Annotated in this window: 23 protein-coding genes; 11 read left to right on the plus strand and 12 right to left on the minus strand. The window is 69.7% G+C overall.

Translation table 11 applies throughout. The annotated features are described in order from the left end of the window. Positions 1 to 2: 2 nt before the first annotated feature. Positions 3 to 587, minus strand: coding sequence for an N-acetylmuramoyl-L-alanine amidase (locus ML342_RS05430; protein ID WP_240125973.1), 585 nt, complete (start codon positions 585 to 587; stop codon positions 3 to 5). 22 nt (positions 588 to 609) lie between these two features. Here ML342_RS05430 and ML342_RS05435 point away from each other — a divergent pair, with 22 nt between their 5' ends. Together ML342_RS05435 and rlmKL are read left to right on the plus strand one after the other, a co-directional pair. Next, entirely contained in the window at positions 610 to 1134 is a 525-nt protein-coding gene (locus tag ML342_RS05435; protein WP_240125975.1) for a hypothetical protein, read from the plus strand. Positions 1135 to 1138: 4 nt separating this feature from the next. Continuing rightward, positions 1139 to 3298: a bifunctional 23S rRNA (guanine(2069)-N(7))-methyltransferase RlmK/23S rRNA (guanine(2445)-N(2))-methyltransferase RlmL gene (rlmKL, locus tag ML342_RS05440; RefSeq protein WP_240125976.1), complete on the plus strand. Its 2160-nt coding sequence runs from the start codon at positions 1139 to 1141 to the stop codon at positions 3296 to 3298. Positions 3299 to 3370: 72 nt separating this feature from the next. On the opposite strand, the gene ML342_RS05445 is transcribed toward rlmKL, so the two are convergent. From ML342_RS05445 to queG, 6 genes are all read right to left on the minus strand, one after another. Next, on the minus strand, positions 3371 to 5620 hold the full coding sequence (locus tag ML342_RS05445) for a nitric-oxide reductase large subunit (protein ID WP_240125978.1): 2250 nt from the start codon (positions 5618 to 5620) through the stop codon (positions 3371 to 3373). A 104-nt stretch (positions 5621 to 5724) separates the two neighbouring features. Continuing rightward, entirely contained in the window at positions 5725 to 6477 is a 753-nt protein-coding gene (locus tag ML342_RS05450) for a helix-turn-helix domain-containing protein (protein ID WP_240125980.1), read from the minus strand. Positions 6478 to 6517: 40 nt separating this feature from the next. Then, positions 6518 to 7918, minus strand: coding sequence for an oxygen-independent coproporphyrinogen III oxidase (hemN, locus tag ML342_RS05455; protein ID WP_240125982.1), 1401 nt, complete (start codon positions 7916 to 7918; stop codon positions 6518 to 6520). Between the two features lie 64 nt (positions 7919 to 7982). Further along, the gene (locus ML342_RS05460; protein ID WP_240125984.1) at positions 7983 to 8636 is read right to left on the minus strand and encodes a thiopurine S-methyltransferase; all 654 of its coding nucleotides are present in this window, start codon (positions 8634 to 8636) and stop codon (positions 7983 to 7985) included. 100 nt (positions 8637 to 8736) lie between these two features. Beyond that, positions 8737 to 10986 carry a DNA topoisomerase IV subunit A gene (gene parC / locus ML342_RS05465; RefSeq protein ID WP_240125986.1) on the minus strand — a complete coding sequence of 750 codons (2250 nt, stop codon included), beginning with the start codon at positions 10984 to 10986 and terminating at the stop codon, positions 8737 to 8739. Positions 10987 to 10995: 9 nt separating this feature from the next. Further along, positions 10996 to 12060 carry a tRNA epoxyqueuosine(34) reductase QueG gene (queG, locus tag ML342_RS05470; RefSeq protein WP_240125988.1) on the minus strand — a complete coding sequence of 355 codons (1065 nt, stop codon included), beginning with the start codon at positions 12058 to 12060 and terminating at the stop codon, positions 10996 to 10998. A gap of 79 nt (positions 12061 to 12139) precedes the next feature. Between queG and ML342_RS05475 the strand changes: the two genes are divergently transcribed. The 6 genes from ML342_RS05475 (at position 12140) to ML342_RS05500 (ending at position 19328) form a co-directional block, all read left to right on the plus strand. Beyond that, positions 12140 to 13612, plus strand: a complete 1473-nt coding sequence (locus tag ML342_RS05475) for an NAD(P)H-hydrate dehydratase (protein ID WP_240125989.1) — start codon at positions 12140 to 12142, stop codon at positions 13610 to 13612. Between the two features lie 4 nt (positions 13613 to 13616). Then, positions 13617 to 14072, plus strand: a complete 456-nt coding sequence (tsaE, locus tag ML342_RS05480) for a tRNA (adenosine(37)-N6)-threonylcarbamoyltransferase complex ATPase subunit type 1 TsaE (protein WP_240125990.1) — start codon at positions 13617 to 13619, stop codon at positions 14070 to 14072. Between the two features lie 117 nt (positions 14073 to 14189). Continuing rightward, entirely contained in the window at positions 14190 to 15620 is a 1431-nt protein-coding gene (locus ML342_RS05485; protein ID WP_439655164.1) for an N-acetylmuramoyl-L-alanine amidase, read from the plus strand. 38 nt (positions 15621 to 15658) lie between these two features. Then, the gene (gene mutL / locus ML342_RS05490) at positions 15659 to 17464 is read left to right on the plus strand and encodes a DNA mismatch repair endonuclease MutL (RefSeq protein WP_240126295.1); all 1806 of its coding nucleotides are present in this window, start codon (positions 15659 to 15661) and stop codon (positions 17462 to 17464) included. Next, positions 17443 to 18402 carry a DUF1684 domain-containing protein gene (locus tag ML342_RS05495; RefSeq protein WP_240125992.1) on the plus strand — a complete coding sequence of 320 codons (960 nt, stop codon included), beginning with the start codon at positions 17443 to 17445 and terminating at the stop codon, positions 18400 to 18402. The genes mutL and ML342_RS05495 overlap by 22 nt, the downstream gene beginning before the upstream one ends. Beyond that, a complete protein-coding gene (locus tag ML342_RS05500) occupies positions 18399 to 19328 on the plus strand; it encodes a TraB/GumN family protein (protein ID WP_240125994.1) in 930 nt (309 codons plus the stop codon). Before ML342_RS05495 ends, ML342_RS05500 begins: the two co-directional genes overlap by 4 nt. Positions 19329 to 19349: 21 nt before the next feature. Here ML342_RS05500 and rnfB read toward each other — a convergent pair whose 3' ends face one another. From rnfB to ML342_RS05515, 3 genes are all read right to left on the minus strand, one after another. Next, entirely contained in the window at positions 19350 to 19778 is a 429-nt protein-coding gene (rnfB, locus tag ML342_RS05505; RefSeq protein WP_240125995.1) for an Rnf electron transport complex subunit RnfB, read from the minus strand. A 181-nt stretch (positions 19779 to 19959) separates the two neighbouring features. Next, positions 19960 to 22017 (minus strand): methionine--tRNA ligase, encoded by a 2058-nt coding sequence (metG, locus tag ML342_RS05510; protein ID WP_240125997.1) that lies wholly within the window; start codon positions 22015 to 22017, stop codon positions 19960 to 19962. A 114-nt stretch (positions 22018 to 22131) separates the two neighbouring features. Beyond that, positions 22132 to 22581, minus strand: coding sequence for a DUF2147 domain-containing protein (locus ML342_RS05515; RefSeq protein WP_240125999.1), 450 nt, complete (start codon positions 22579 to 22581; stop codon positions 22132 to 22134). A gap of 119 nt (positions 22582 to 22700) precedes the next feature. Between ML342_RS05515 and apbC the strand changes: the two genes are divergently transcribed. Both apbC and dcd read left to right on the plus strand, forming a co-directional pair. Next, on the plus strand, positions 22701 to 23549 hold the full coding sequence (apbC, locus tag ML342_RS05520; protein WP_240126001.1) for an iron-sulfur cluster carrier protein ApbC: 849 nt from the start codon (positions 22701 to 22703) through the stop codon (positions 23547 to 23549). A gap of 81 nt (positions 23550 to 23630) precedes the next feature. Beyond that, complete coding sequence (dcd, locus tag ML342_RS05525; RefSeq protein WP_240126003.1) at positions 23631 to 24206, plus strand: dCTP deaminase; 576 nt, start codon at positions 23631 to 23633, stop codon at positions 24204 to 24206. A 7-nt stretch (positions 24207 to 24213) separates the two neighbouring features. Here dcd and ML342_RS05530 read toward each other — a convergent pair whose 3' ends face one another. Further along, the gene (locus ML342_RS05530) at positions 24214 to 24633 is read right to left on the minus strand and encodes an HIT domain-containing protein (protein WP_240126005.1); all 420 of its coding nucleotides are present in this window, start codon (positions 24631 to 24633) and stop codon (positions 24214 to 24216) included. Continuing rightward, a complete protein-coding gene (locus ML342_RS05535) occupies positions 24630 to 25295 on the minus strand; it encodes a dienelactone hydrolase family protein (protein ID WP_240126006.1) in 666 nt (221 codons plus the stop codon). The genes ML342_RS05530 and ML342_RS05535 overlap by 4 nt, the downstream gene beginning before the upstream one ends. 114 nt (positions 25296 to 25409) lie before the next feature. Here ML342_RS05535 and rimO point away from each other — a divergent pair, with 114 nt between their 5' ends. Next, positions 25410 to 26756 (plus strand): 30S ribosomal protein S12 methylthiotransferase RimO, encoded by a 1347-nt coding sequence (gene rimO / locus ML342_RS05540; RefSeq protein WP_240126007.1) that lies wholly within the window; start codon positions 25410 to 25412, stop codon positions 26754 to 26756. Positions 26757 to 26768 lie beyond the last annotated feature (12 nt).

Raw genomic sequence — 26768 nt, forward strand, 5'->3', positions numbered from 1 at the left:
GATTATACGGACGGGGCTGGCGCCGCCTCGGCGCATAGGCGGGCCAGGGGAACGGCGGCCAGCACCTGCGGCCAGGGGAACAGCGGCCCGGGATCGCGCTTGCGTTGCACGCGAAGGGTCGGGTCGTCGCTGGCGGGAACGCGCTCGCCGTCGAGGTCCTCGTGCCCGGCGATCTGGGCCAGTTGCGGCAGCTGTCCGCGCAGCCAGTGCAGCAGGGCGATCAGCGCCTCGATCTGGGCGGGGGTATAGGGCTCGCGCATTGTCTGGTGACGCGAGTCCAGCCAGTCCGGAAAGCGTCCGGTGTTGACCAGCTCGATGCCCACGCTGCGCGCGTTCCAGCCGCGGGTGTGGTGAGCGATGCGGCACGGCGGCACGTATTCCTCGATGCGCCCGTCGCGGTCGATGTAGTAGTGGCCGCTGTTACCGGTGCCGGAGTCGTAGAGCACCCGCTCCCCGTAGGTCCGCGCAGTGGCGAGGTCGGGCAGTTCGGTGCAATGGATGACCACGGTATCCACCGTCTCCAGCGCGCGCGCTTGCAGCAGGCCGACGTAGGGCAGGGGATGCGGATGGACCGGAGGGGCGGACATGCGGCGATGCTAGCATTCGCGCATGAAAGGACACTGCATTCTCTCCCACGGGTTCGAAAGCGGCCCGGATGCGACCAAGGTGACCGCGCTGGCCGAGGTCGCCGAGCGCATGGGCTGGACCCACGAGCGCCCCGACTACACCGACCTCGACGCTCGCCGCGAGGTGACCCCGCTGGGCGACGTGCCGGCGCGCATCGCCCGCCTGCTCGGGCTGGCGCAGGCGGCTGCCGCGCGCGGCCCGCTGGTGCTGGCCGGCTCCAGCCTCGGTGCTTATATCAGCGGTCATGTATCGATGCAGGTGCCGGTCGCCGGCCTGTTCCTGATGGCGCCGCCGGTGGTGATGGAGGGCGCACCGCCGATGCCGGCGGCGCGCGTGCCGACCTCGGTCCTGCATGGCTGGCACGACGAGCTGATCCCTGCCGCGCAGGTGGTGGACTGGGCGGCGGCGCGCGATGCGCGGCTGCTGCTGGTGAACGATTCCCATCGTTTGTCCGATCACGTGCAGGCCAGCGCCGAGGCATTCGCCGCGCTGCTGGCGTCCCTGTAGCGCCATGAAGTTCTTCGCCTCCTGCGGCAAAGGGCTGGAATATCTGCTGGCCGACGAACTGCTCGCGCTCGGCTGCGCGCGCGCCACCGCCACGCTGGCCGGCGTCAACGTGGAAGGCACGCTGCTGGATGCCCAGCGCGCGGTGCTGTGGTCGCGGCTGGCCAGCCGCATCCTGTGGCCGATCGCCGAGTTCGCGTGCGCCGACGAGCACGCGCTCTACGCCGGCGCGGCCGCGGTGGACTGGTCCGGCCACCTCTCGCCCGGCCACACGATCGCCATCGACGCGCACGTCTCCGGTAGCGGCCTCACCCATGCGCGCTACGCCGCGCAGCGGGTCAAGGACGCCATCGTCGATACCCTGCGCGCCCGCACTGGCCAGCGGCCGGACGTCGACGTGGAATCGCCGGATGTCCGCATCCACCTGGTCGTGCGCAAGGGGCACGCCACGCTGTCGATCGACCTGTCCGGCGGGCCAATGCACCGCCGTGGCTGGCGGCGGGTGCAGGGCGCCGCGCCGCTGAAGGAAACCGTGGCTGCCGCGGTGTTGTACCGCGGTGGCTGGCCGCAGGCCTATGCCGAGGGCGGTGACCTGCTCGATCCGATGTGCGGCAGCGGCACACTGCTGATCGAGGGCGCGCTGATGGCGGCCGACGTGGCGCCGGGGCTGGGGCGTTACGGCGATGCGCCGCCGACCCGCTGGATCGGGTTCGACGGCGAGGCATGGGCAGGCCTGCGCAGCGAGGCCATCGCCCGCGAGGCGCGCGGTCGCGCCGCGCTACGGCCCTGTTTCCACGGCAGCGACGTGGACCCGCACGCCATCCGCGCCGCCCGCGAGAACGCGCAGGCGGCCGGCGTCGCGAGCGCCATCGGCTGGTCCGTGCGTGACATCGCCGACTTGCCGCCGATGGAGAACCTGCGCGGCGTGGTCGCCTGCAATCCGCCCTACGATGCGCGACTGGCGGCCGATCCGGCGCTGTATCGCGCGCTCGGCGATGCGTTGAAACGGGCGGCGCCGCAGTGGCGCGCGGCGCTGCTGTGCGGCGACGGCGAACTGGCCCGCGCCACCGGGCTGCGCGCGAAAAAGCGCTACCAGCTGTTCAACGGCGCCATCGAATGCAGCCTGATCGCGGTGGATCCCATCGCCCCGCCGCAGCGTGAGGGAACGGAGAAGCGCGCCCGGCCGGAAGGCGCGTCCCCCGGGGGGATTTCCCCCGGGGCACAGATGGTGGCCAACCGCCTGCGCAAGAACCTCGACAAGCTGGCGCGCTGGCGCCAGCAGGAGCAGGTTTCCTGTTTCCGCGCCTACGATGCCGACATCCCCGAATACGCCTGCGCAGTGGACGTTTACACCACCGTGGGCGGTGAGACCTGGCTGCACGTGCAGGAGTACGCCGCGCCACCGGAGATTCCCGAAGCCGTCACCCGTAGGCGTCTGAGCGAGCTGCTGCTGGCGGTGCGCGAGGTGTTCGGCGTGCCGCGCGAGCGGGTGGCGGTGAAGACCCGCCGCACCGGCAAGGGCGGCAGCAAGTATGGCCACTTCGATCACCGCGGGCAGTTCCTCACGGTGGAGGAGGGCGCGGCAAGACTGCGGGTCAATCTGTTCGATTACCTCGACACGGGCCTGTTCCTCGATCACCGCCCGCTGCGCGCGCGGATGGCGCTGGAGGCGCGCGGCAAGCGCTTCCTCAACCTGTTCTGCTACACCGGCGTGGCCACCGTGCAGGCGGCGGTGCAGGGCGCCTTGCTGACCACCAGCGTGGACCTGTCGGCGACCTATCTGGAATGGCTGGCCGACAACCTGCGTGGCAACGGCATCGGCGGCACCCGCCACCGCATCGCCCAGGCCGATGCATTGAGGTGGATCGAGGCCGATACCAACGAGTATGACGTGATCTTCTGCGATCCGCCCACCTTCTCCAACTCCAAGCGCGCCGACGACTTCGACGTGCAGCGCGACCACGTGCGCCTGCTGCGCGCGGCGCTGGCGCGGCTGGCGCCCGGCGGGGTGCTCTACTTCAGCAACAACTTCCGTCGCTTCAAGCTGGACCAGGCGGCGCTGGCCGGGTTCGCGCAGGTGGAGGACATCAGCGCCTCCACCATCCCACCGGACTTCGCGCGCAACCCGCGCATCCACCGCGCGTGGCGTCTGCAGCGCGCGGGCTGACGCTCGGTGTGGTTTCCCGAAGCGAAGCGGGGCGGCTGTCCGCCGCCCCGCTCCGATGCCATCTGGCGCCGGTCAATTCCGTGCTGGCTGCGGCTTCAGCCACAGGCGGGCGATGAACAGGCACAGCAGCAGCGCGCCGCTGGCGAAGACCAGGTCGCCCGGCATGCGCATCCACACCAGCATGTGGATGATGGGCCGGGTCATGAACTCGGCCGAACGCGCGAACCAGTAGCCGTGCTCCAGCGCGGCATTGAGCTGCAGAGTTCCCATCGGCAGCAGGGTCAGCAGCGCCATCAGGCCCAGCCCGATGTTGAAGCACCAGAACGCCGCGCGCAGCAGGCCTTCCGGCCACTGCACCTGCGGCCGCAGCCCGCGCAGGCAGAACAGCATCAGGCCGATCCCCAGCATCCCGTACACCCCGAACAGCGCGGTATGGCCGTGCAGCGGGGTCAGGTTCAGGCCCTGCATGTAGTACAGCGCGATCGGGGTGTTGATCAGGAACCCGAACAGCCCGGCGCCGACCAGGTTCCAGAAACTCACCGCCAGAAAGAACATGATTGGCCAGCGGTAGCGCGCCATCCAGGGCGTGGCGCGGCTGTGGCTCCAGGTTTCATGCGCCTCCAGCCCGATCAGCGCCAGCGGGACCACCTCCAGCGCCGAGAAGCACGCGCCGAGGGCGACCGCCGCGGTCGTAGTGCCAGTGAAGTACAGATGGTGGAACATGCCGAGTACGCCGCCGGTGAGGTACACGATGGTCGCAAACAGCACATTGACGGTGGCCGAGCTGCCGCGGATCAGTCCCAGCTTCACGAACAGGAAGCTGATGACCGCCACCGCGAACACCTCGAAGAAGCCTTCCACCCACAGGTGTACCACCCACCAGCGCCAGTATTCGACCACCGAGATGTGGCTGTGCTCGCCCCACATCAGGCCGGCGCCGTAGAACAGGCCGATGGCGATCGTGGAGAGGAACAGCAGGCCGACGATCGAGCTCATCTCGTCCCGGCGCTTGAGTGCCGGCCACAGCGCGCGCCCCACCAGCACCAGCCACAGCAGCAGCCCGATGAACAGGAACGCCTGCCAGAAGCGGCCGATGTCCACGTATTCCCAGCCCTGGTGGCCGAACCAGAAGTTGTACTTCAGGCCCAGCTTCTGCATCACCGCGAACCACTGCCCGGCGAAGGCGCCGACCACGATGACCAGCAGGCAGACGAACAGGAAATTGACGCCGGCGCGCTGGTACTTCGGCTCGTGCCCGGAGATCGCCGGGGCTATGTACAGCCCGGTAGCGAGCCACGCGGTCGCGATCCACAGCACCGCCAGCTGGGTGTGCCAACTGCGGGTCAGCGAGTAGGGCAGGATATTGGCGATCTGGAACCCGTAGGCTTGCTGCCCTTCCACCTGGTAGTGCGCCGTGGTGGCACCCAGCAGGATCTGCACCAGGAACAGCGCGCCGACGACCCAGAAATATTTGGCGGTGGCACGCATCGAGGGCGTGAGGGTCAGCCCCTTCAGCGGGTCCTGCGGCGGTGGAACCGGCGCTTGCTCCTTGCTGTGCCAGCCGGCGTAGTGCCATGCCAGCAGGCCGATGCCGCCGATCAGGAACAGCAGCGAGAACACCGACCAGATGAAGGTGTCCGAGGTCGGCGTGTTGCCGGTCAGCGGCTCGTACGGCCAGTTGTTGGTATAGGTGCGGTGCGTCTCGCCGGGACGGTCGGTGCCGGCGGCCCAGGCCGTCCAGAAGAAGAACGCGGTCAGTGCCCGCCGGTTGTCGGCATCCGGCACCGTGCCCTCGCGCATCGCATAGTCCACGCGCAGCGCGTGGGTAGCCGGATCGTTCGAGAACAGGCTTTCGTAGTGCGCGGCAACCGCGCTGATCGCGCGTGCGCGCTGATCGCTGACCACGATCTCGTCCTTGCCGGGATCGTAGGTATTGGCGCGCATCAGCGGCTTGACCGCGGCCTGCACCTTCGCCTGTTCGCCCGGGTCCAGGCTGGCGTACGACTGCCCGGTATCCGCGCGCGCCTGCAGTTCCAGCATGGCTTCGGTCTCGCGGTGCAGCCAGTCGGCCGACCAGTCGGGCGCGATCAGCGCGCCGTGGCCCCAGACGGAGCCGAGTTGCTGGCCGCCGATGCTCTGCCAGACCTGCTGGCCCTTCTGGATGTCGTCCTTGGTGTAAAGCACCTGGCCGTTGGCCGCGACGACGCGATCTGGAATGGGGGGCTTGGTCTGGATCAGATCCACGCCAAGCCAAAGCATGACGGCGAAGCTTGCGGCCAGGAGGGCCCCCAAGCCCAGCCATAGCCGTTTGGTGATGGACATTGCGACTCTCCTACGGTTGGATGGTCGCGGTCATCTTCGGGCGAGCGCGATCGCGACTCCATGACGCGCGTCAAGCGCAGGCGATGTGCCCGCTGCAGCGCGTGTCAGTCGCGCAGGATCGGCGCGGCCAGCACTTCCAGACGCGCAGGATCGAGCAGTTCGACTTCGCGGCGATCGACCGCCAGCACGCCGTCGTCCTGCATCCGGCGCAGCACCCTGCTCACCGTCTCCGGCGCCAGCCGCAGGTAGTTGGCGATGTCGGTACGTGCCATCGTCAGCTGGAAGCGGGTCGCGGAAAAACCGCGCGCCGCCAGGCGTCGCGCCATCCCGACCAGGAACGCGGCCATCCGCTGGTCGGCGCTCCAGTCGCCGGCGAGCAGGGCGGCGCGGCCGATGTCGCGGCTCAGCAGCCGGAACAGCTCGCGCTGCAGGCCGGGCACCTTGGTCGCCAGCAGCGACATCTTCGGGAACGAGAAGCGGCAGAGCATCACCGTGTCCAGCGCGATCGCATCGCACGGATAGCGGTGGCCGTCGATCGCGTTCAGGCCGATCACCTCGCCCGGAAAATGGAAGCCGAGCACGTGCTCGCGGCCGTCGCGGTCGATCACCCGGGTCTTGACGCAGCCGGCGCGCACTGCGGCGATCGCGTCGAATGGATCTCCCTCGCGGAACAGGGTTTCTCCGGCATGGAACGGACCGACATGCTCGACCAGGAAGTGCAGTTCCTTGAGCGCGCTCTTGTCCATGCCCTGCGACAGGCAGGCATGCGAGAACGCGCAGGTGGAGCAGAACTGCAGCTCGTCGCCGTCGTCGGACAGGACCTGCGTGTTTAGCCGCGGGTAGGTCGGCGTGCTCATCGCCCCCCCGGACTGGGCGCAGGCATCCGGCATGCGCGGCTCAGATCGCGCGCGAGAAGAGCGGCCGGGCATTGGGGGCGGGCGGGGCGAGGTAGCGATCGAAGCACATGGCAATATTACGCAGTAATAGCCGTCCTCGCGACGTCGCACGAATGCGGTCTGGCAGGGATTGGATCAGGCCGTCTGCGAACAGTGGTTCCAGACGCGCCAGGTCTTCGGCGAAGTAGCTGCGGAAATCGATCCCGTAGCGGCGCTCCAGCGCGGCGATCGGGATCTCGCCCTGGCACATCAGCGACTGGATGAGGTCGGCGCGCAGTTCGTCGTCCTCGCTCAGGCGCATGCCGCGGAACACCGGCAGGCGGCCATCGTCGATCGCGGCCTCCCAGCTGGGCAGGTCGCGCGGGTTCTGGCTGAAGCTGTTGCCGATATGGCTGATCGCCGACACCCCCAGCCCGATCAGGTCGCTGTCGGCATGGGTGGTGTAGCCCATGAAATTGCGGTGCAGCCCGCCGCGCTGCTGCGCGCGCGCCAGTTCGTCGTCGGGCAGGGCGAAATGGTCCATGCCGATGTACACGTAGCCGGCGGCGGTGAGCCTTTGCACCGCCAGCTGCAATAGCGCCAGCTTGGCCTCGCCGCCGAGCAGCAGGGTTTCGTCGATCTGCTTCTGAGGTTTGAACAGATGCGGCAGATGGGCGTAGCTGTAGACCGCCAGCCGATCCGGACGGAGGGCGATGACGGTCTCCAGCGTCTGGCCAAACCCGTCCAGTGTCTGCGCCGGCAATCCGTAGATCAGATCGACGTTGATCGAGCCAATGCCGGCGGCGCGCGCGGCCTCGATCACCGCGCGGGTCTGCTCCACGCTCTGCACCCGGTTCACCGCTTCCTGCACTTTCGGGTCGAAGTCCTGCACGCCGAGGCTGATCCGGTTGAACCCGATCCCGGCGAGCTCCGGCAGCCATTCGGGCGGGCACACGCGCGGGTCGATCTCGATCGAGATATCGCGGTCGCGGGCTTGGGTGAAGTGGAACTGGCGGCGCAGGGCGTCCACCACGTCGCCCAGCTGCTGCGGGCTCAGGAAGTTGGGGGTGCCTCCGCCGAAGTGCAGCTGGATCACTTCGCGGTCGCGGTCGAACAGCGGCGCGATCAGGGCGATCTCGCGGTGCAGCCGCGCCAGATAGGCCTCGCCGCGCGCGGTGTCGCGGGTGATCACGCGGTTGCAGCCGCAGTAGAAGCAGGGGCTGAAGCAGAACGGGACATGCACGTACAGCGACAGCCGGCGCGGGATCGGATCCTCGTTGCTGGCCTGGATCACCGCGCGCAGCTCGGCCTCGCCGAACTCGGCGCTGAACTGCGGCGCGGTCGGATACGAGGTATAGCGCGGACCGGGCCGGTCATAGCGGCGCAGCAGATCGGCGTCGAAGGTGACGTTCTGAGGGTGCATGCCCGCAGCTTAGGTGGCCGCGGACGGCCGCGACTTGATCTTGATCAAGTGCGGCATGCCAGGCTCAGCGGCGATCCAGCCGATATGCAGCGGTTTGCAGGCGCGAGACGCCGGCGATGTAGCCAGGGTTGTCGGGAGGAATCGGCCGACGTTCCAGCACCCGCACACTCCAGGTATCTGCATACAGCGTCGCGACTTCCGCCTCCTCCACGCTGAATGGCGGGCCCTCGCGCTCGGCCTGCGGATATTCCAGCGTGATCAGCAGGCCGCGGCAGCCCTGGGGCAGGCGCGCATACAGCTCCCCTGCGTAGCGCCGGCGCAGCGGCGGCGGCAGCGCGATCAGCGCGGCGCGATCGAACACCGCGGCGCAGCCAGCCAGCAGATCGGCGTCCAGCCCGAAAGCATCGCCGCAGATCAGCTCGATGCCGCCGGCGTGGTGATGACGGCCGTAGCGGGTGTCCTCGACCTCGGGCACCAGCCCGTGCTCGGCGAAGAACTCATCCACCGCGATCTGCGACAGCTCCACGCCCAGCACGCGATAGCCCTGGCCGGCCAGCCAGGCCATGTCCAGCGACTTGCCGCACAGCGGCACGAACACCTGCGCGCCGGCCGGTACTTCCAGCGCTGGCCAGTGCTTGAGCAGCAGCGGGGTCGGCGCTGACTGATGGAAGCCAATGTCGTGGTTGGCCCAGCGTTGATGCCAGAATTCCGGGCTCACGTTAGGCTCCCATCGACGGCGAGACCGTCGGGTGATCCGCGTAGCGGTATTTCGAGCCGCAGAGCGAAACGCCCGGCGGTAGGCGCCGTCGAACGATGGATCATGGTTCCACCGACAATCCGTCCACCTTCTGCCAGCCACGCGGCAGCAGCCCGCCGCGGCTGCCGCGCGCGCCGAGGTAGGCATCCAGTTCCTTGAACGTCAGCGTCATCGTGCGCGCGCCGGACTTCACCTGCAGCCTGCCGGTGGGCGGCACCGCGGCGACCGCGACTACCCGCTCGGTGCCGCGCTTGGCCTTGGGAATCTCGATCAGCTTGTTGCCCTTGCCCTTGTCCAGCTCGGGCAGCTCGGCCACCGGGAACGCCAGCACGTGCCCGGCGCTGGTGACCACGACGATGCGGTCGCCGGCGGGGTCGTGCACCGGCGCGGGGGCCAGCACGCGCGCGCCATCCGCGAGCGCGAGCAGCGCCTTGCCCGCCTTCTGCCGGCTGATCAGGTTCTCGAAGCGGGTGACGAAGCCGTAGCCGTGGCTGGAGGCGAGCACCAGGCGGTCCTCGCTGCCGGCGCTGGCCAGCGCCTGGAAGCTGGCGCCTGGCGGTGGGCTGAAGCGGCCGGTCAGCGGCTCGCCGTTGCCGCGCGCCGAAGGCAGCGTATGCACGGCGGTGGAATAGCTGCGCCCGGTGGAGTCGAGGAACGCGACCTGCTGGTTGCTGCGCGTGCGCACCGCGGCCAGCAGCCCGTCGCCTTCGCGATAGGACAGGCCGGCGGCGTCGATGTCGTGGCCTTTGGCCGCGCGCACCCAGCCTTTCTCGCTCAGCACCACGGTCATCGGCTCGCTGGCGACCAGCTCGGTCTCGTCCAGCGCCTGCGCGGCCTGCCGTTCCACCAGCGGGCTGCGGCGGGCGTCGCCGAACTTCTTCGCATCCGCCAGCAGCTCGTCCTTGATCAGCTTCCTCAGCTTGGCCTTGCTCTCGAGAGTGGCCAGCAGGGTCTTGCGCTCGGCAGCCAGTTCGTCCTGCTCGCCGCGGATCTTCATCTCCTCCAGCCGCGCCAGCTGGCGCAGCTTGGTGTCGAGGATGTAGTCGGCCTGATCTTCGGACAGCCCGAAGCGCGCCATCAGCACGGGCTTGGGCTCGTCCTCGCTGCGGATGATGCGGATCACCTCGTCGAGATTGAGGAAGGCCACCAGCAGGCCGTCCAGCAGGTGCAGACGGCGCTCGACCTTATCCAGCCGGTGCCTGAGGCGGCGGGTGACGGTGTCCTGCCGGAACGCCAGCCACTCTGTCAGCAGCATCTTCAGGTTCTTCACCTGCGGGCGCCCGTCCAGCCCGATCACGTTGAGGTTGACCCGGTAACTCTTCTCGAGGTCGGTGGTGGCGAACAGGTGGCTCATCAGCTGCTCGGCGTCCACCCGGCTGCTGCGCGGCACCAGCACGATGCGGGTGGGGTTGGCGTGGTCGGACTCGTCGCGGATGTCCTCCAGCCACGGCAGTTTCTTGGCGCGCATCTGCTGGGCAATCTGCTCGATCACCTTGCCGGGGCTGACCTGGTAGGGCAGTTCGGTGATGACGATGTTGCCCTGCTCGCGCACATACACCGCCCGCGCGCGCACGCTGCCGCTTCCGGTTTCGTAGATCGCGCGCAGATCGGCGTGCGGGGTGATGATCTCCGCCGCGGTGGGGTAGTCGGGGCCGCGCACGTGCTCGCACAGGTCGCGCACGCTGGCGTCGGGGTCATCGAGCAAGCGGATGCAGGCGCTGACGATTTCGTTCAGATTGTGCGGCGGGATGTCGGTGGCCATGCCCACGGCAATCCCGGTGGTGCCGTTGAGCAGCAGGTGCGGCAGCCGTGCCGGAAGCCAGCTGGGCTCTTGCAGCGTGCCATCGAAGTTGGGAACCCAGTCCACCGTGCCCTGGCCCAGCTCGCCCAGCAGCACCTCGGCGATCGGCGCGAGCTTGGATTCGGTGTAGCGCATCGCGGCGAACGATTTCGGATCGTCGCTGGAGCCGAAGTTGCCCTGGCCGTCGATCAGCGGGTAGCGGTACGAGAACGGCTGCGCCATCAGCACCAGCGCCTCGTAGCAGGCGGAGTCTCCGTGCGGGTGGTACTTGCCGATCACGTCGCCCACGGTGCGCGCGGATTTCTTGGGCTTGGCGGCGGCATTCAGGCCCAGCTCGCTCATCGCGTACACGATGCGGCGCTGGACCGGCTTGAGCCCGTCGCCGATGAACGGCAGGGCGCGGTCGAGCACCACGTACATCGAGTAGTCGAGGTAGGCGCGCTCGGCGTACTCGCGCAGTGGGATCTGTTCGAAGCCGTGGAAGCTGGGGCGGGGAAGTTGGTCGCTCATTCCCGCATTTTACGGGGACGGCCGCGCCGCGTGCCGCGCCAGCGCCCAGGCCACGTGCTCGCGCACCAGCGGCGAAGGGTGGTCGCGGCGGCTGGCCAGCGCGGCCAGCACGGCCGGCGTGGTCGGCGCGTTGCCCAGCGCGACGGCGATGTTGCGCAGCCAGCGCTCGTACCCGCTGCGGCGGATCGCGCTGCCCTCGGTGCGGCGCAGGAACTCGTCCTCCTCCCAGGCGAACAGCTCCGTCAGCGTGGCCCGGTCCAGCCCATTGCGGGCGCGGAAGTCGGGCTCGTCGGTGCGGCGGGCGAACTTGTTCCACGGGCAGACCAGCTGGCAGTCGTCGCAGCCGAAGATGCGGTTGCCGATCAGCGGACGCAGTTCCTCGTCGATCGGGCCGTCGTGTTCGATGGTCAGATACGCGATGCAGCGGCGCGCATCCAGCCGGTACGGCGCGGTGATCGCCCGGGTCGGGCAAATCTCGATGCAGCGCGTGCAGGTGCCGCAGTGCGCGCTGGCCGGCGGATCCACCGGCAGCGGCAGGTCCACGAACAGTTCGCCGAGGAAGAACCAGCTGCCGCCGTCGCGGTCGATCAGGCAGGTGTGCTTGCCGATCCAGCCCAGCCCGGCGTTGCGCGCCAGCGCGCGTTCCAGCACCGGCGCTGAGTCGGTGAAGGCGCGGTAACCGAACGGGCCGATCTCCGCCTGCACCTGCTCTGCGAGCTTTTGCAGACGCTGGCGCAGCAGCTTGTGGTAATCGCGGCCGAGCGCGTAGCGGGCCACGTACGCACGCTCGCCGTCCCGAAGCGTCTGCCAGGCCACCTCGGGGTCCTGGCCGTAGTCCAGCCCGACCGAGATCACCCGCAGCGTGCCCGGCAGCAGCTCCGCCGGACGCGCGCGCAGGGCGCCGTGGCGTGCCATCCACTCCATCGAGCCGTACAGGCCCTGCGCCAGCCAGTCGAGCAGGTGGGCTTCGTCCTCACCCAGCTCGATGCCGGAAATGCCCACGCGCTGAAAGCCCGCGGCCCGTGCCAGCGCGCGGATGCGGTCGGCCAGCGCGGCGTAGTCGGGTGTCGTCATCGGCGCAAGTATAGGCGTGGCGACGCTCGCGCTGGTCTTGGCAGGCCGGTCCAGAACAGGCCGGTCTAGAATCAGATGCATGCCGATGCCGCTTCCCCTGTTCGATACCGCTGCGTTGCGCACGCTGGAGGCGCGCGGGATCGTCGCCTGTGGCGGCGATGCGTTTGCGCTGATGGCCCGCGCCGGGCAGGCGGCCTGGCGCTGCGTGCTGAAGCACTGGCCGCAGGCGCAGCGGATCGTGGTGGCCTGCGGGCCGGGCAACAACGGCGGCGACGGCTACGTGCTGGCGCGCCACGCGCGCGAGGCCGGGCGTGACGTGCGCGTGGTGCAAGGCGCTGAGTCGGCCAGCGCGCTCGCGCAGCGCGCCTGCGCCGAGTATCGGGCGGCGGGCGGCGCGATCGCGGATGCGCTGGGGGATGCCGACCTGATCGTCGATGCGCTGTTCGGGATCGGCCTGTCGCGCGCGCCGGAGGGGCCGGCAGCGGCGCTGATCGCGGCCATCAACGCGCATCCGGCGCCGGTGCTGGCGCTGGACGTGCCCAGCGGGGTGGATGCCGATCGCGGCAGCGCGCCGGGTGCGGCGGTCCGGGCCGAATGCACGCTGCAGTTCATCGCCCGCCACCGCGGCCTGCGCACCGGCGCGGCGCTGGATCACTGCGGCGAACTGGAACTGGCGACGCTGGATCTGCCGGCCGGTGTGTTCGAGGGACTCGCCCCTGTGGCGCTGGCCTATCGCGCCGATGCGCTGGCGAGCTTCTTTCCGCTGCGGCCGCGCGATACCCACAAGGGCCGCAACGGCCATGTGCTGTGCATCGGCGGCGAGGCCGGCAGCGGCGGTGCGGTGCTGCTGGCGGCGCAGGCCGCGCTGCGCTGCGGCGCGGGCCTGGTCAGCGTGGCGACCCGTGCGGCGCACGTGCCGGCGCTGCTGGCGCGCTGCCCGGAAGCGATGGCCCACGCGGTCGAGGAGGTCGCGCAGCTGGATGCCCTGCTGGCGCGCGCGGATGTCGTGGCCATCGGCCCCGGGCTGGGGCAGGGCGCGTGGGGGCGGGCGCTGTTCGAGCGCGTGCTGGCCTGCGACAAACCGCGCGTGTTCGACGCCGAGGCGCTGTCGCTGCTGGCGGCGTCCGGCGCGACGCTGCGGCCCGACGACGTGGTCACGCCGCATCCCGGCGAGGCGGCGCGCCTGCTCGGCACCACCACCGCCGAGGTCCAGCGCGACCGCTTCGCCGCGGTCGCCGCGCTGCAGGCGCGCTGGGGCGGCGTCGCGGTGCTGAAGGGCGCGGGCACGCTGGTGCAGGCGCCCGGCGTGCCGCCGGTGGTGCTGTGTGCCGGCAACCCCGGCATGGGCACCGGCGGCATGGGCGACCTGCTCACCGGCGTGGTCGCGGCGCTGCGTGGGCAAGGGTTCGCCGCGCACGATGCGGCGGTGGCCGGCGCGCTGCTGCACGCCGCCGCCGGCGATGCGGCCGCGCGCGAGGACGGCGAGCGCGGGTTGCTGCCCTCCGACCTGCTGCCGTGGCTGCGCCGCCTGGCCAATCCGATGCGACGATAGGCGGATGTCCGAGCTCTTCCTTCCCGATGCCGCGGCCACCGACGCCCTCGGCGCCCGCCTGGCGCAGGCGCTGCCCGCGCGCGCCGTGGTCCATCTCCACGGCGACCTGGGCGCCGGCAAGTCCTCGCTGGCGCGGGCGCTGCTGCGCGCGCTGGGCGTCATTGGCACCATCCGCAGCCCCACCTACACCCTGGTCGAACCGTACCCGCTGCCGGCCGGCGGCACCGCGCTGCATCTGGACCTGTACCGCATCGGCGATCCTGGCGAGCTGGAGTTCCTCGGGCTGGATCCCGATGCCGCCCGGCTGTGGCTGGTGGAATGGCCGCAGCGCGGGCGCGGCGCGCTGCCGCCGCCGGATCTGGACATCCGGCTGGCGCTGCAGGGCGCTGGGCGCGTCTGCACGCTGGAAGCGCAGACCCCAGCCGGACGCGCGTGGCTGGCGCAGGCTGGGCTCGAGTGACGGCTTCGGTAAGTTGCGGCGATGTCTGCGCGTCCTGAATGAGAAAAATCTCGCAGGTGCTCGATTATTCGAGAAAAATGCTTGCGATTCCGCCTGGAAGGTGCTTCACTCCGGGCCATGCGCCTGAGGGGGAGCCACCGCAAATCTGCCGTCGCGGCCGCCATCGGCCTGCTCGCGCTCGCGATGATTCCGGTAAAAGCCTCTGAAATCAGGCGGTTGCGGCTCGAAGCGGGGCCGGCCGGCACGCGTGCCGAACTGCATCTGGACAAGCTGGGCGAGTATCGCCTGATTCCGCTGTCGAATCCCGAGCGGCTGGCGGTGGATTTCCCCGGCAGCCATCTGGCGCGCGGGCTGGCCCTGCCGGACGCCGCCGGAGCGGTGAAAGGCGTGCGCACTGGGCAGCCGGTGCCGGGCACGCTGCGGGTGGTGTTCGATCTGACCGGCAAGGTGAAGGCGATCCCGACCACGCTGGACAGCGCCAATGGCGGCGCCGTGCTGGTGCTGGAATGGCCGGGTGACGGCCCCGCCCCGGCGCCGGCCGTCGCTTCGGCGCCCGCGCCGGCTGCTGCGTCAGTCGGTGCCCCGAGTGCCGCCCCGAGCGATCCGATCGCGGCCTTCGCGCTGACGAAGTCGCCGGTATCCGCGAGCGCAGGCCAGACGGCTGCGCAAGCGCCGGTGGACGCGCTGCCGCCTGCCGCGAGCGACAGCGCCCCAGCGCCGGCCGATCCGCCGTTGCCAGCGCCCCCGCGGCCGGCGCTGCGGGGCGGGGTGCGGCCGCTGGTGGTGGCCATCGATGCCGGCCACGGCGGGCAAGACCCCGGCGCGCGCGGCCCCGGCGGTACCCGCGAGAAGGACGTCACCCTGGCGATCGCGCGCGAGCTGGCGCGCCAGGTGAATGCCACGCCGGGGCTGAAGGCCTATCTCACCCGCGACAGCGATGTGTTCATCCCGCTGGAATACCGTGCCCGCCGCGCCAGCGCCAACAAGGCCGACATCTTCATTTCCATTCACGCCGACGCCGCCGAGAACCGCGGCGCACGCGGGTCGTCGGTGTACATCCTGTCCACCCGCGGCGCCTCCTCACAGCGCGCGCGCTGGCTGGCCGACAAGGAAAACGCGGCCGACGTGATCGGCGGCGCGCGGGTGCGGGTGGCCGACAGTACCCTGACCTCGGTGCTGCTGGATTTGACCCAGAGTGGCAACCTGAAGGCGTCGGAGGACGCCGCCGCGCACGTGCTGGAGGGGCTCAAGCGGGTCGGCAACAACCACAAGCCGGACATCGAGCGCGCGAACTTCGCGGTCTTGCGCACCTCCGACAAGATGCCGGCGATGCTGGTGGAAACCGCCTTCATCTCCAATCCGGAAGAAGAAAAGCGGCTGACCGAGCCGGCATTCCAGCGCACCCTGGCGCGCGCCATCCTGGATGGCATCGATGCCTATTTCTCGCGCCAGCCGCCGCCAGGCACGCTGTATGCCGTGCGCGCGCAGGCCGCGCAGCACGCGCAGGCGACGGATATCGCGCGTAGCGGCATCGGCGGCAGCCGCTGAGCAGTAGCCGGTACACTGGGCGGGTGAGCCGTCCGCCTATGCCGATCCGCCAGCTTCCCGACACCCTCATCGACCAGATCGCCGCCGGCGAAGTCATCGAGCGCCCGGCCTCGGTGGTCAAAGAACTGGTGGAAAACGCGCTGGACGCCGGTGCCCGTCGCCTCGACATCGATCTCGAAGAAGGCGGCGTGCGCCTGATCCGGGTGCGTGACGATGGCGACGGGATCGCGCCGGAGGAACTGCCGCTGGCGGTCAGCCGGCACGCCACCAGCAAGATCACGTCGATCGACGATCTGGAAGCGGTAACCACGCTGGGGTTTCGTGGCGAGGCGCTGCCCTCGATCGCCTCGGTCAGCCGTTTCCGGCTGGTTTCACGCCAGCGTGAGGCCGCGCATGGGGCGGAACTGCGGATCGATGGCGGCCGCATGGGAGAGGTCGCGCCGCAGGCGCATCCACCCGGCACCACCGTGGAAGTGCGCGATCTGTTCTTCAACGTCCCGGCGCGGCGCAAGTTCCTGCGCGCCGAGCGCACCGAATACCTGCATATCGAAGATTGGCTGCGCACCCTGGCGCTGGCGCGGCCCGACGTGGAGATCCGGGTCAGCCACAACGGTAAGCCGGCGCGGCGCTGGAAGGGCGAAGGTCACCTGCTCGGCGACGTGCGCCTGCATGAGGCGCTGGGCGAAGAGTTCGCGCGCAACGCGCTGCGCGTGGACCATGCCGGCGCGGGCATGCGCCTGCATGGCTGGATCGCGCAGCCCGTCTACAACCGCGCCAGCGCCGACCAGCAGTACCTGTATGTCAATGGCCGCAGCGTGCGCGACCGCAACATCGCCCACGCGGTGCGCCAGGCCTACCAGGACGTGCTGTTTCACGGTCGCCATCCGGCCTACGTGCTGTTCCTCGAACTCGATCCGCGCGGGGTGGACGTGAATGTGCACCCGGCCAAGCACGAGGTGCGCTTCCGCGAGGCGCGCCTGGTGCACGACTTCGTCTATCGCACCTTGCATGCGGCATTGGCCGAGACCCGGGCCGGGAGTACGCCGGGTGCGGTGGACTTGCGACCGATCGCCGCGCCAGCTGCCGGCAATGGGCAGGCGCCCCGCTGGCCGGCACCGGCTGCGCCGCAGCAGCAGGTGATCGGCCTGCGCGTGGCCGATGCGCCGGCGGCCTACGCCGCGCTGTATGCCTCGCGCGAGCAGGCCATGCAGGCGCCATCCGCGCCCACCGCGACGATGCCCGACGACGCGCCCGGCGGCATGCCGCCGCTGGGCTTTGCCATCGCCCAGTTGCACGGCCTCTACATCCTGGCCGAGAACGCCGACGGCCTGATCGTGGTGGACATGCACGCCGCGCACGAGCGCATCCTCTATGAACGCCTCAAGTCTGCGCACGACGGCGAAGGCCTGCGCACGCAGCCGCTGCTGGTGCCGTCCAGTCTCGCGGTGTCCGAGCGCGAGGCGGACATCGCCGAGCGCGAGGCCGACACCCTGATGCAGTTGGGCTTCGAGGTGCAGCGCAGCGGCACGCAGTCGCTGCTGCTGCGCAGCGTGCCGGCGCTGCTCGCGCACGGCGACGTGGAGGCGCTGTTGCGCGACGTGCTCGCCGACCTGCGCGAGCACGGCAGCACCCGCCGCGTGGCCGAAACCCGCGACGCGCTGCTGGCCACCATGGCCTGCCACGGCGCGGTGCGCGCCAACCGCCGGCTCACGATCCCGGAGATGAACGCCCTGCTGCGCCAGATGGAGGCCACCGAGCGCTCCGGCCAATGCAACCACGGCCGTCCGACCTGGACGCGTTTCTCGCTTGCGGAGATGGACAAATGGTTCCTGCGCGGACGCTGATCCTGCTGGCGGCGGCGCTGCTGGCCGCCTGCAGTCGCGATACTGGCCCGAGTGCGGCGGCCCTGGCCGCGCGTGCGAAAGCCCGCGCCGCCTTCGAGGCCTCCGAGCAGGCCTGGCGCACGCAGCGGCTGGCCGACCTGACCCGGCCCGACGGCTGGACCAGCCTGGTCGGGCTGCACTGGCTGGACCCGGGCACACACCGGGTGGGCAGCGGCGCCGACAACGGCATCCGGCTCGCGCTGGGGCCGGCGCATCTGGGCGTGTTCACGGTGCGCGCCGGCAAGGTGCATTTCGTGGCGGACACCGAGGTGAGCATCGACGGCGTGCCTGCCCGCGGCGGCGAGCTGCGCAGCGATGCCGATCCCGGCGGCGCCAGCGTTATCGGCTTCGATGACGGCAAGGGCCAGGCGCTGGTGATCGCGCGTGGCGGCCGGCTGGCGCTGCGGGTGAAGCATGCCGATGCGCCCACCCGCCTGCACTTCACCGGCCTGACGTACTGGCCGGGCGGGCCGCAGTGGCGGTTGCCGGCGCGTTTCATCCCGCATCCGCCGGGGAAAACGCTGCCGGTGGTGAACATCATCGGCACGACCGAGAACATCCCCAATCCCGGCGTGCTGGAGTTCACCCGCAACGGCAACCGCTACCGGCTGGAGGCGCTGGACGAAGGCGAGGGCACCCTGCTGGTGGTGTTCGCCGACCGCACCAGCGGCCACGGCAGCTATGGCGCCGGCCGCTTTCTCGACGTGCCGCGCCCGGATGCGCAGGGCCGCGTGCTGCTGGATTTCAACCGCGCCTACAACCCGCCGTGCGCGTTCACCCTGTTTTCGACCTGTCCGCTGCCGCCGCCCGAGAACCGCCTGAACCTGCGGGTGGAAGCCGGCGAGAAGGCGTATCGCAAGCCGGTTGAACGGCCCGTTCCGGTGAGCCCTGCCGCATGAGCCTGCGTCGCCTGTTCCTGCTGCTGTGCCTGGTCCTGGTGGCCCCGATCTCGCGGGCCGACGCGCCGGCAGCGGCGTATCACCCGCTGCTGTGGAAGGTGTCCGACGCCGACAGCGCGGTGTACCTGCTGGGCGCGTTCCACCTGCTCAAGGTCGACGATTACCCGCTGCCGGCGGAGGTGGAGCGTGCGTTCGACGACAGCGCCGCGCTGCTGTTCGAAGTCGATCCGGCCGCGATGACCTCGCCCGACACCCTCGCGGCGATGCGCAAATACACGGCGCTGAGCGACGGCAAGACGCTCGGCGATGTCCTGCCCAAGACGACGCTGGACAGGCTGGGCGTGCTGGTGGCGGCCAGCGGCGGCAGCCTGCAGGCGCTGGAGCACAGCGAGCCGTGGGCGGTCAATCTCAGCCTGACCTTGGGCATCACCCAGGCGCTGGGCCTGCGCGCGGACCTCGGCCTGGACCGCTACCTGATGCAGCGCGCCGCGCAGGCCGGCAAGCCCGTGGCGGGGCTGGAGACCGTGGAAGCCCAGCTGCAGGCGATGGACGGCGTGCCGTATGCCGAACAGGTGCAGCAGCTGGAAGAGTTTCTGGCCGACCCGCCGCGGGCCGCGCGCCAGCTGCAGGATCTGCATGCGTGGTGGCGGGCCGGCGATGCCGACAGGCTCGACGCGGAGATGCGCGCGGAAATGGCGCGCAAGACCCCGGAGAGCTATCGCCTGCTGGACGTGGAGCGCAACCAGGCCTGGCTGCCGCAGCTGGAGAAGCGGCTGGCCGATTCGCACCGGGACAATATCCTGGTGGTGGTGGGCGCGCTGCATCTGCTGGGCCCGGATGGGCTGGTCGAGCAGTTGCGCGCCAGGGGCTACAAGGTCGAACGCATTTGCGACGGCTGCGCGCTTCCCGTGCCGACGGCGCATTGAGGCGCCGCGGGTGGCTGCGCTTCAGGCCGGCGCGACGCGGATGATGCAGTCCACCGGGCAGGCGGGGATGCACAGGTCGCAGCCGGTGCACAGCGGTTCCAGCACGGTGTGCATGTGCTTGGGGCCGCCGACGATGGCATCCACCGGGCAGGCCTGGATGCACTTGGTGCAGCCGATGCAGTCGGCCTCCACGATCCGCACCGCGTGCGCCGGCGCCTGCACGCCGCGGTCGCGGTCGTAGCGGGCTGCGGAGGCGTCCGGCAGGCCGAGCGCATGCGCCAGCGCGCGCGCGCCGGTATCACCACCCGGCGGGCAGCGCTCCGGCCCGGCCTCGCCGCGCGCCATCGCCTCCGCGTACGGGCGGCAGCCGGCGAATCCGCACTGCCCGCACTGGGTCTGTGGCAGCAGGCGGTCGAGGCGCTCGGTGAGGTCGGGGGCTCCAGTGGACATCACGGCCGGCATGCGGCGCGACGGGGTATCGCTTCCGCTGTAGCGAAATCAAGGAGGAGATGCCGGCCGACGGCCGGCATCGGGGGACATTCGCGGAAGCGGGAGCGATACCCCATCGTTGCAGCCAGTCCAACCGGGATGAGTGGAGGCCTGGGTGCGGCAGCGGGCTAGCCAGACGGGATCAGCGCACCGGCATCCCGGGCTGCGCGCCGCTGTCGGCATCCAGCAGGAACAGATCGCCGCCGTCGAACCCGGCGGAGAGGATCATGCCTTCGCTCACGCCGAAGCGCATCTTGCGCGGGGCGAGGTTGGCGATGAACACCACGCTGCGGCCGACGAGCTTTTCAGGCTCGCCATAGCTCTTGCGAATGCCGGAGAAGATCTGGCGCTGGCCAAGCTCACCGGCATCCAGCAAAAAGCGCAGCAGCTTGTCGCTACCCTCGACGAAGCCGCATTCGAGCACCTTGCCGATGCGCAGGTCGAGCTTGGCGAAATCGTCGATGCTGACCGTCGCAGCGGCGGCAGGTGCGGCAGAGGGAGCGGGCTTGTCCCCGTTGGGCGAGGTGGTGGCCGCGGGCGCGGCGAGGGTGTCCTTGGAGGCCTCGATCATGGCGTCGATCTGCTTGGGGTCGATGCGGGTGAACAGTGGGGTGTAGGGCTGGATGGCGCGCGCCAGCAGCGGCGTTTCGAGATCGCTCCAGGTCAGCACCGGGGCGCCGAGGAAGGCGGCGGCCTGCGCGCTGGTGCGCGGCAGGATCGGCGCCAGCGCGGTGGCCAGCACCCGGAACAGGTTCAGACCCTGGGTGCAGACCGCCTGCAGTTCGGCCTCGCGCGCGGCATCCCTGGCGATCACCCACGGCTTGACCTCGTCGATGTACTTGTTGGCTTCGTCCGCCAGCGCCATCACCTGGCGGATCGCGCTGGCCGGATCGTTGCGCTCGTAGGCCTCGCGCACCGGCTCCAGCGCGGCGAGGAAGCGCGCGTACTGGCCGGGATCCGGCAGCGCCGGCGCCAGCTGGCCGGCGAAGCGCTTTTCGATGAAGCCGGCGCAGCGGCTGGCCAGGTTCACGAACTTGCCGACCACGTCGCTGTTCACGCGCGCGGTGAAGTCGGCCAGGTTGAGGTCGAGGTCGTCCACCCCGCCCGAGGACTTGGCCGCGAAGTAATAGCGCAGCGCTTCCGGGTCCAGCCCGGCGTCGAGATAGGTGCGCGCCATGATGAAGGTGCCGCGCGACTTGCTCATCTTGGCGCCGTCCACCGTCAGGTAGCCGTTGACGTGCAGGCGGGTCGGGGTGCGCAGGCCAGCGCCGTGCAGCACCGCCGGCCAGAACAGGCCATGGAAGTTGACGATGTCCTTGCCCAGGAAGTGATGCAGCTCGGTGCTGGCCTCCGCGCCGGCGCGCACGAAGGCGTCGAAGTCGATCCCGGCGCGCTGGCACAGGGTTTGGAAGCTGGACAGGTAGCCGATCGGCGCATCCAGCCAGACGTAGAAAAACTTGCCCGGATGGCCGGGGATTTGGAAGCCGAAATAGGGCGCATCGCGCGAGATGTCCCAGGCACGCAGCCCGCCCTCGGCGTCAAGCCATTCCATCAGCTTGGCCTTGACCCCGGGCACCGCCACGTCACCGGCCAGCCATTGGCGCAGGAAGCCGTCGAACTGGCCCAGCTCGAAGAAGAAATGCTCGGACTGCCGCAGCTCCGGAGTGGCCCCGGAGACCGCCGATTTCGGATCTTTGAGGTCGGTGGGCGCATAGGTGGCGCCGCAGACCTCGCAGTTGTCGCCGTACTGGTCGGGAGCGCCGCAGTTCGGACAGATGCCCTTGACGTAGCGGTCGGGCAGGAACATGCCCTTGACCGGGTCATACAGCTGCGCCACGTCGCGGCGGCGGATGTGGCCGCCCGCCTCCAGCGCGGCATAGATCGCCTCGGTCAGCGCGCGGTTGGCGGCGGAGTGGGTGGAGTCGTAGTGGTCGAACGCCACCCCGAACGCGGCGAAGTCGCGCTCGTGCCCGGCCTGGATCGCGGCGATGAAGGCCTCGGGCGTGGTCCCGGCCTTTTCCGCCGCCAGCATGATCGGCGTGCCGTGGGTGTCGTCGGCGCAGACGTAGTGCACCGTGTCGCCGCGCATGCGCCGCGCCCGCACCCAGATGTCGGCCTGGATGTAGCCGACCAGATGGCCCAGGTGCAGTGGGCCGTTGGCATAGGGCAGGGCATTGGTGACGAGCGCGGCGCGGGGCATGGGCGTGACGGTGCGAAAGGGAGCGCGATTATCGCATGCGCGCGCCAGGCGCCCAGAACGCGAAAACCCCGGCATGGCCGGGGTTTTCTGGCGAGGCGAGACGGTGTCGGGCGTTCACTCCACCCGGACCCAGGTCGCCGTGCGGCAGATGAAAGCCACGCAGCCCTTGACCTCCAGCTTCTTGCCGCCGTCGATCAGCTTGACCGACTTGGCCTTGAAGCTGCGATCCTCGGAGGGCTTGTAGCCGTTGCCATCGCCCCAGCTGCCGTCGTTCTGCGGCTTGAGGTTCCACAGGGTGACGATGCCGACGAACGGCTTGCCCTTGTACTGGCCGCTGCATTCCTCGCAGGTGGCCGGCAGCCCGAGGTTCTCCACGATCTTCGCGGCCAGCGTGCCGTTCTTGGCTTCGTAGATTTCGGTGATGGTCATCGGCTTGCCGGTCTTGTCGTCCAGCGTCTTCCACTTGCCGACCGGTGAGGCCGACGTGTGCTGGGCGGCAGCCGACAGCGACAGCGAAGCCAGCAGGCTCAGCAGGATCATCTTGCTCGTGTGGTTCTTGCGCATTTTGGTCATCCCTCCCGAGGATCAACAGGGCGCGGCGCGCCCCTGTCGCGCTTTATACCCCATTCGTGGCGGTATGGAGTGGCCGACTTTAGAATGACGGCGAATCAAGAGACAGCCCCATGCCCCGCCTGCCTTCCCATGCCGTCCAGGGCGAGCTCAAGCCGCTCGCCAATGTCCGCAACATCATCGCCGTCGGCTCCGGCAAGGGCGGGGTGGGCAAGTCCACGGTCGCGGTCAATCTGGCGCTGGCGCTGGCGGCCGATGGGGTGCGGGTGGGCGTGCTGGATGCCGATATCTACGGGCCCAGCGTGCCGCTGATGCTGGGGCTGGCGGGCAAGCCCGAGAGTCCCGACGGCAAGACCATCCTCCCGCCCCGCGCGCACGGGGTGCAGGCGGTTTCGATCGGGCTGCTGGTGGATCAGGACGCGCCGATGATCTGGCGCGGGCCGATGGTGACCCAGGCGCTGACACAGCTGCTGCAGCAGACGGCCTGGGACGATGTGGACGTGCTGGTGGTGGATCTGCCGCCCGGCACCGGCGACATCCAGCTGACCCTGGCGCAGAAGATCCCGGTAGCCGGCGCGGTGATCGTCACCACTCCGCAGGAGGTGGCCACGCTGGATGCCCGGCGCGCGCTGATGATGTTCCGCAAGGTCGGCATCGCCGTCCTCGGGCTGGTGGAGAACATGGCCCTGCACGTGTGTTCGCAGTGCGGCCACGCCGAGCATGTGTTCGGCGCGGGCGGCGGTGAGCGCATGGCGGCGCAGTACGGGGTGCCGCTGCTGGGCGCGCTGCCGCTGGATGCGGCGATCCGCGAGCAGGGCGATGCCGGGGTGCCGATCGTCGCCGCGCAGCCGCAGTCGCAGGCCGCGCAGGCTTACCGCGCGGCGGCGCGGGCGCTGCTGGATCAGCTGGCGCAGCGGCCGGTGGTGCGCAGTGGAATCCTGGCGTCCCTCCTGGGCGACTGACGATCGCCCGCGGCTTGCGCCCGCTGCGAAGAAGCGGGTGGAAGCGCCTACAATCGGCGTCCTTCGATTCGAGAAAACCGCATGAGCATCAAGAGCGACCGCTGGATCCGCCGCATGGCCGAGCAGCACGGCATGATCGAGCCGTTCGCGCCGGATCAGGTCAAGACCGCCGCCGACGGCCACCGCATCGTCAGTTACGGGACTTCCAGCTACGGTTACGACGTGCGCTGCGCGCGCGAGTTCAAGGTGTTCACCAACATCAACTCGACCATCGTCGATCCCAAGCATTTCGACCCGAAGAGTTTCGTGGACGTGGAAGACGATGTGTGCATCATCCCGCCCAACTCATTCGCGCTCGCGCGCACGGTGGAGTATTTCCGCATCCCGCGCGACGTGCTGGTGGTATGTCTGGGCAAGAGCACCTACGCCCGCTGCGGAATCATCGTCAACGTGACCCCGCTGGAGCCGGAGTGGGAAGGGCATGTCACCCTGGAGTTTTCCAACACCACCCCGCTGCCGGCGCGGATCTACGCCGGCGAGGGCGTGGCGCAGATGCTGTTCTTCCAGGCAGATGCCGATGACGTGTGCCAGACCAGCTATCGTGACCGCGGCGGCAAGTATCAGGGCCAGACCGGCGTGACCCTGCCGCGCACCTGAGCGCCGCTCAGCCCGGGCGGGCGCCGAATGCGGCGCGCAGCGCGTTCACCCGCTGCACCAGCTCTTCCGGCGCATACGGGCGCGCATTCGCCGCCCCCCACACCGGCCGTGGCCAGGCGATGTCGTTGTGGAAGCGGGCGATCACGTGGACGTGCAGCTGCGGCACCTGGTTGCCCAGCGCCGCCACGTTCAGCTTGTCTGGCCTGAACAGCGTCTTCAGCACGCGCGATGCGAGGTCGATCTCCGCGCTCAGGCGGGTGCGCTGGGCCGGGTCGAGATCGATGATCTCCACTGCCTCCGGCACCCGCGGTACCAGGATCAGCCAAGGGTGGTTGGCGTCGTCCATCAGCCGCACCTCGCACAGCGGAAGTTCGATCACCGGGGCCGAATCGTCGGCCAGGCGCGGGTCCAGATGCCAGGTGGTCATTGCAGATGCTCCTTGAGGAAATCGAGTGTGCGCTGCCAGGCCAAAGCGGCGGCCTGCGGGTGCCACGGTGGTTCCGGCTCGCGCAGGAAGGCGTGTCCTGCCTCGGGGTAGACATGCACCAGCGCCTGTGGCTGCTTGCGCCGGTGCGTCTCCACCGCATCCAGTGGGATCAGTGGGTCTTCGGCGCCGAAGTGGAACATCAGGGGCGCCTGCGCTGGTTCGTCCAGGTACTGCACATTACGCGCGCCGTAGAAGCTCACGGCCGGCAGACCGAGGCGGGTATTGCCGAGCAGCGCCACCGTGCCGCCCCAGCAGAACCCCGCGATGCCCACGGTCAGCCCCTGCGCGCGCAGCGATTCGGCAGCGGCGGCGGTAATCGCCAGTGCGCGATCCATCCCGAGCTGCTCGACCAGCGCCCGCCCTCGAGCGGTGCCGGCATCGTCGTAAGGCAGCACGCTGCCGGGGGCGAGCGGATCGAAGAAGGCCGGGGCCAGGGCGACGAATCCGGCCGCGGCCAGCCGGGCGCACACCGCGCGAATGTGGTCGGTGACGCCGAAGATCTCCTGTACCACCACCACGGCGCCGCGCGGCGGGCCTTCTGGATCCTCACGCCAGGCGTGCAGCGTGCCGGCGGGAGTGGAGAGTGGCTGCCAGTGACCCATCGCAGGCTCCTCGATATGCAGGGATCGGGATGACCGCGCCGCATGACGGTGGCGCGGCCCGGCCGGTCGGTGCCGGGCCCGTATAATCTCGCACCTTTTCCCGGTAGGCGCGGCATGTCTGTGCAGAACGCATCGAGCAAGGGCAGCAAGGTCGGCTTCGTCAGCCTCGGCTGCCCCAAGGCGCTGGTCGATTCCGAGCGCATCCTCACCCAGCTGCGGGTGGAAGGCTATGACCTGGTGCAGACCTATGAGGAGGCCGACGTGGTGGTGGTCAACACCTGCGGCTTCATCGATGCGGCAGTGGCCGAATCGCTGGATGCCATCGGTGAGGCCATGGCCGAGAATGGCAAGGTCATCGTCACCGGCTGCCTGGGCAAGCGCGCCGACGTGATCCGCCAGGCGCATCCCGGCGTGCTGGCCATCAGCGGCCCGCAGGACTATGCCAGCGTGATGGAGGCGGTACATGCCGTCCTGCCGCCCAGACACGATCCTTTCCTCGACGTGGTGCCGGATTACGGCATCAAGCTCACACCCAAGCACTACGCCTACCTGAAGATTTCCGAGGGCTGCAATCACCGCTGCAGCTTCTGCATCATCCCGTCGCTGCGTGGCGACCTGGTCTCACGCCCGGTGGACGATGTGCTGCGCGAGGCCGAGAGGCTGGTGCGTGGCGGGGTCAAGGAGCTGCTGGTGGTGTCGCAGGACACCAGCGCCTACGGCGTGGATCTGAAATACGCGTCGCGGCCATGGCGTGATGGTGTGTATGAAACCCGCTTGCAGGCACTGTGTGAAGGCTTGTCGCAGCTTGGCGTGTGGACGCGCCTGCATTACGTCTATCCGTACCCGCACGTGGACGAGGTGATCCCGCTGATGGCGGACGGCAAGCTGCTGCCGTACCTGGACATCCCGCTGCAGCACTCGAGTCCGCGCATCCTCAAGCTGATGAAGCGCCCCGGCGCGGTGGACAAGACCCTGGAGCGCATTCAGCGCTGGCGGGCGATCTGCCCGGACCTGACCCTGCGCAGCACCTTCATCGTCGGCTTTCCCGGCGAGACGGAGGCCGAGTTCGAGCAGCTGCTGGACTTTCTCGACGAAGCGCAGCTCGACCGTGTCGGCGCGTTCGCCTACTCCCCGGTGGAAGGCGCCGCCGCCAACGCGCTGCCGGACCCGGTGCCGGAGGAGGTCAAGCAGGAGCGCCTGGCCCGCTTCATGGCGCGGCAGGCGGCGATTTCCGAGGCGCGCCTCGCGGCGAAGGTCGGCACCGTGCAGCAGGTGCTGGTGGATGCGATCGATGGCGAACTGGCCATCGCCCGCTCGATGGCCGATGCCCCGGAGATCGACGGCCTGGTGCAGGTGCAGGACGGTCGTCAGGCGGGCCTCAGGCCCGGCCAGTTCGCGCAGGTGCGGATCATGGGCAGCGACGAACACGACTTGTACGGCGAGGTCGAGCCCCAGGTTTGACCTCGGACTCGC

It is taken from the genome of Thermomonas alba (assembly GCF_022419205.1).
Lineage (GTDB): Bacteria > Pseudomonadota > Gammaproteobacteria > Xanthomonadales > Xanthomonadaceae > Thermomonas > Thermomonas alba.

What these genes read in the sequence shown, in the direction of transcription:
- dcd (WP_240126003.1), top strand. Translation starts at nt 23,631, where the DNA reads ATGAGCATCAAGAGCGACCGCTGGATCCGCCGCATGGCCGAGCAGCAC.
- ML342_RS05495 (WP_240125992.1), top strand. Translation starts at nt 17,443, where the DNA reads ATGGTTCCTGCGCGGACGCTGATCCTGCTGGCGGCGGCGCTGCTGGCC.
- ML342_RS05530 (WP_240126005.1), bottom strand. Translation starts at nt 24,633, where the DNA reads ATGACCACCTGGCATCTGGACCCGCGCCTGGCCGACGATTCGGCCCCG.
- mutL (WP_240126295.1), top strand. Translation starts at nt 15,659, where the DNA reads ATGCCGATCCGCCAGCTTCCCGACACCCTCATCGACCAGATCGCCGCC.
- ML342_RS05475 (WP_240125989.1), top strand. Translation starts at nt 12,140, where the DNA reads ATGCCGATGCCGCTTCCCCTGTTCGATACCGCTGCGTTGCGCACGCTG.
- ML342_RS05445 (WP_240125978.1), bottom strand. Translation starts at nt 5,620, where the DNA reads ATGTCCATCACCAAACGGCTATGGCTGGGCTTGGGGGCCCTCCTGGCC.
- rlmKL (WP_240125976.1), top strand. Translation starts at nt 1,139, where the DNA reads ATGAAGTTCTTCGCCTCCTGCGGCAAAGGGCTGGAATATCTGCTGGCC.
- ML342_RS05500 (WP_240125994.1), top strand. Translation starts at nt 18,399, where the DNA reads ATGAGCCTGCGTCGCCTGTTCCTGCTGCTGTGCCTGGTCCTGGTGGCC.
- ML342_RS05535 (WP_240126006.1), bottom strand. Translation starts at nt 25,295, where the DNA reads ATGGGTCACTGGCAGCCACTCTCCACTCCCGCCGGCACGCTGCACGCC.
- ML342_RS05435 (WP_240125975.1), top strand. Translation starts at nt 610, where the DNA reads ATGAAAGGACACTGCATTCTCTCCCACGGGTTCGAAAGCGGCCCGGAT.
- parC (WP_240125986.1), bottom strand. Translation starts at nt 10,986, where the DNA reads ATGAGCGACCAACTTCCCCGCCCCAGCTTCCACGGCTTCGAACAGATC.
- ML342_RS05485 (WP_439655164.1), top strand. Translation starts at nt 14,190, where the DNA reads ATGCGCCTGAGGGGGAGCCACCGCAAATCTGCCGTCGCGGCCGCCATC.
- queG (WP_240125988.1), bottom strand. Translation starts at nt 12,060, where the DNA reads ATGACGACACCCGACTACGCCGCGCTGGCCGACCGCATCCGCGCGCTG.
- rimO (WP_240126007.1), top strand. Translation starts at nt 25,410, where the DNA reads ATGTCTGTGCAGAACGCATCGAGCAAGGGCAGCAAGGTCGGCTTCGTC.
- rnfB (WP_240125995.1), bottom strand. Translation starts at nt 19,778, where the DNA reads ATGTCCACTGGAGCCCCCGACCTCACCGAGCGCCTCGACCGCCTGCTG.
- ML342_RS05515 (WP_240125999.1), bottom strand. Translation starts at nt 22,581, where the DNA reads ATGCGCAAGAACCACACGAGCAAGATGATCCTGCTGAGCCTGCTGGCT.
- apbC (WP_240126001.1), top strand. Translation starts at nt 22,701, where the DNA reads ATGCCCCGCCTGCCTTCCCATGCCGTCCAGGGCGAGCTCAAGCCGCTC.
- ML342_RS05430 (WP_240125973.1), bottom strand. Translation starts at nt 587, where the DNA reads ATGTCCGCCCCTCCGGTCCATCCGCATCCCCTGCCCTACGTCGGCCTG.
- tsaE (WP_240125990.1), top strand. Translation starts at nt 13,617, where the DNA reads ATGTCCGAGCTCTTCCTTCCCGATGCCGCGGCCACCGACGCCCTCGGC.
- hemN (WP_240125982.1), bottom strand. Translation starts at nt 7,918, where the DNA reads ATGCACCCTCAGAACGTCACCTTCGACGCCGATCTGCTGCGCCGCTAT.
- metG (WP_240125997.1), bottom strand. Translation starts at nt 22,017, where the DNA reads ATGCCCCGCGCCGCGCTCGTCACCAATGCCCTGCCCTATGCCAACGGC.
- ML342_RS05450 (WP_240125980.1), bottom strand. Translation starts at nt 6,477, where the DNA reads ATGAGCACGCCGACCTACCCGCGGCTAAACACGCAGGTCCTGTCCGAC.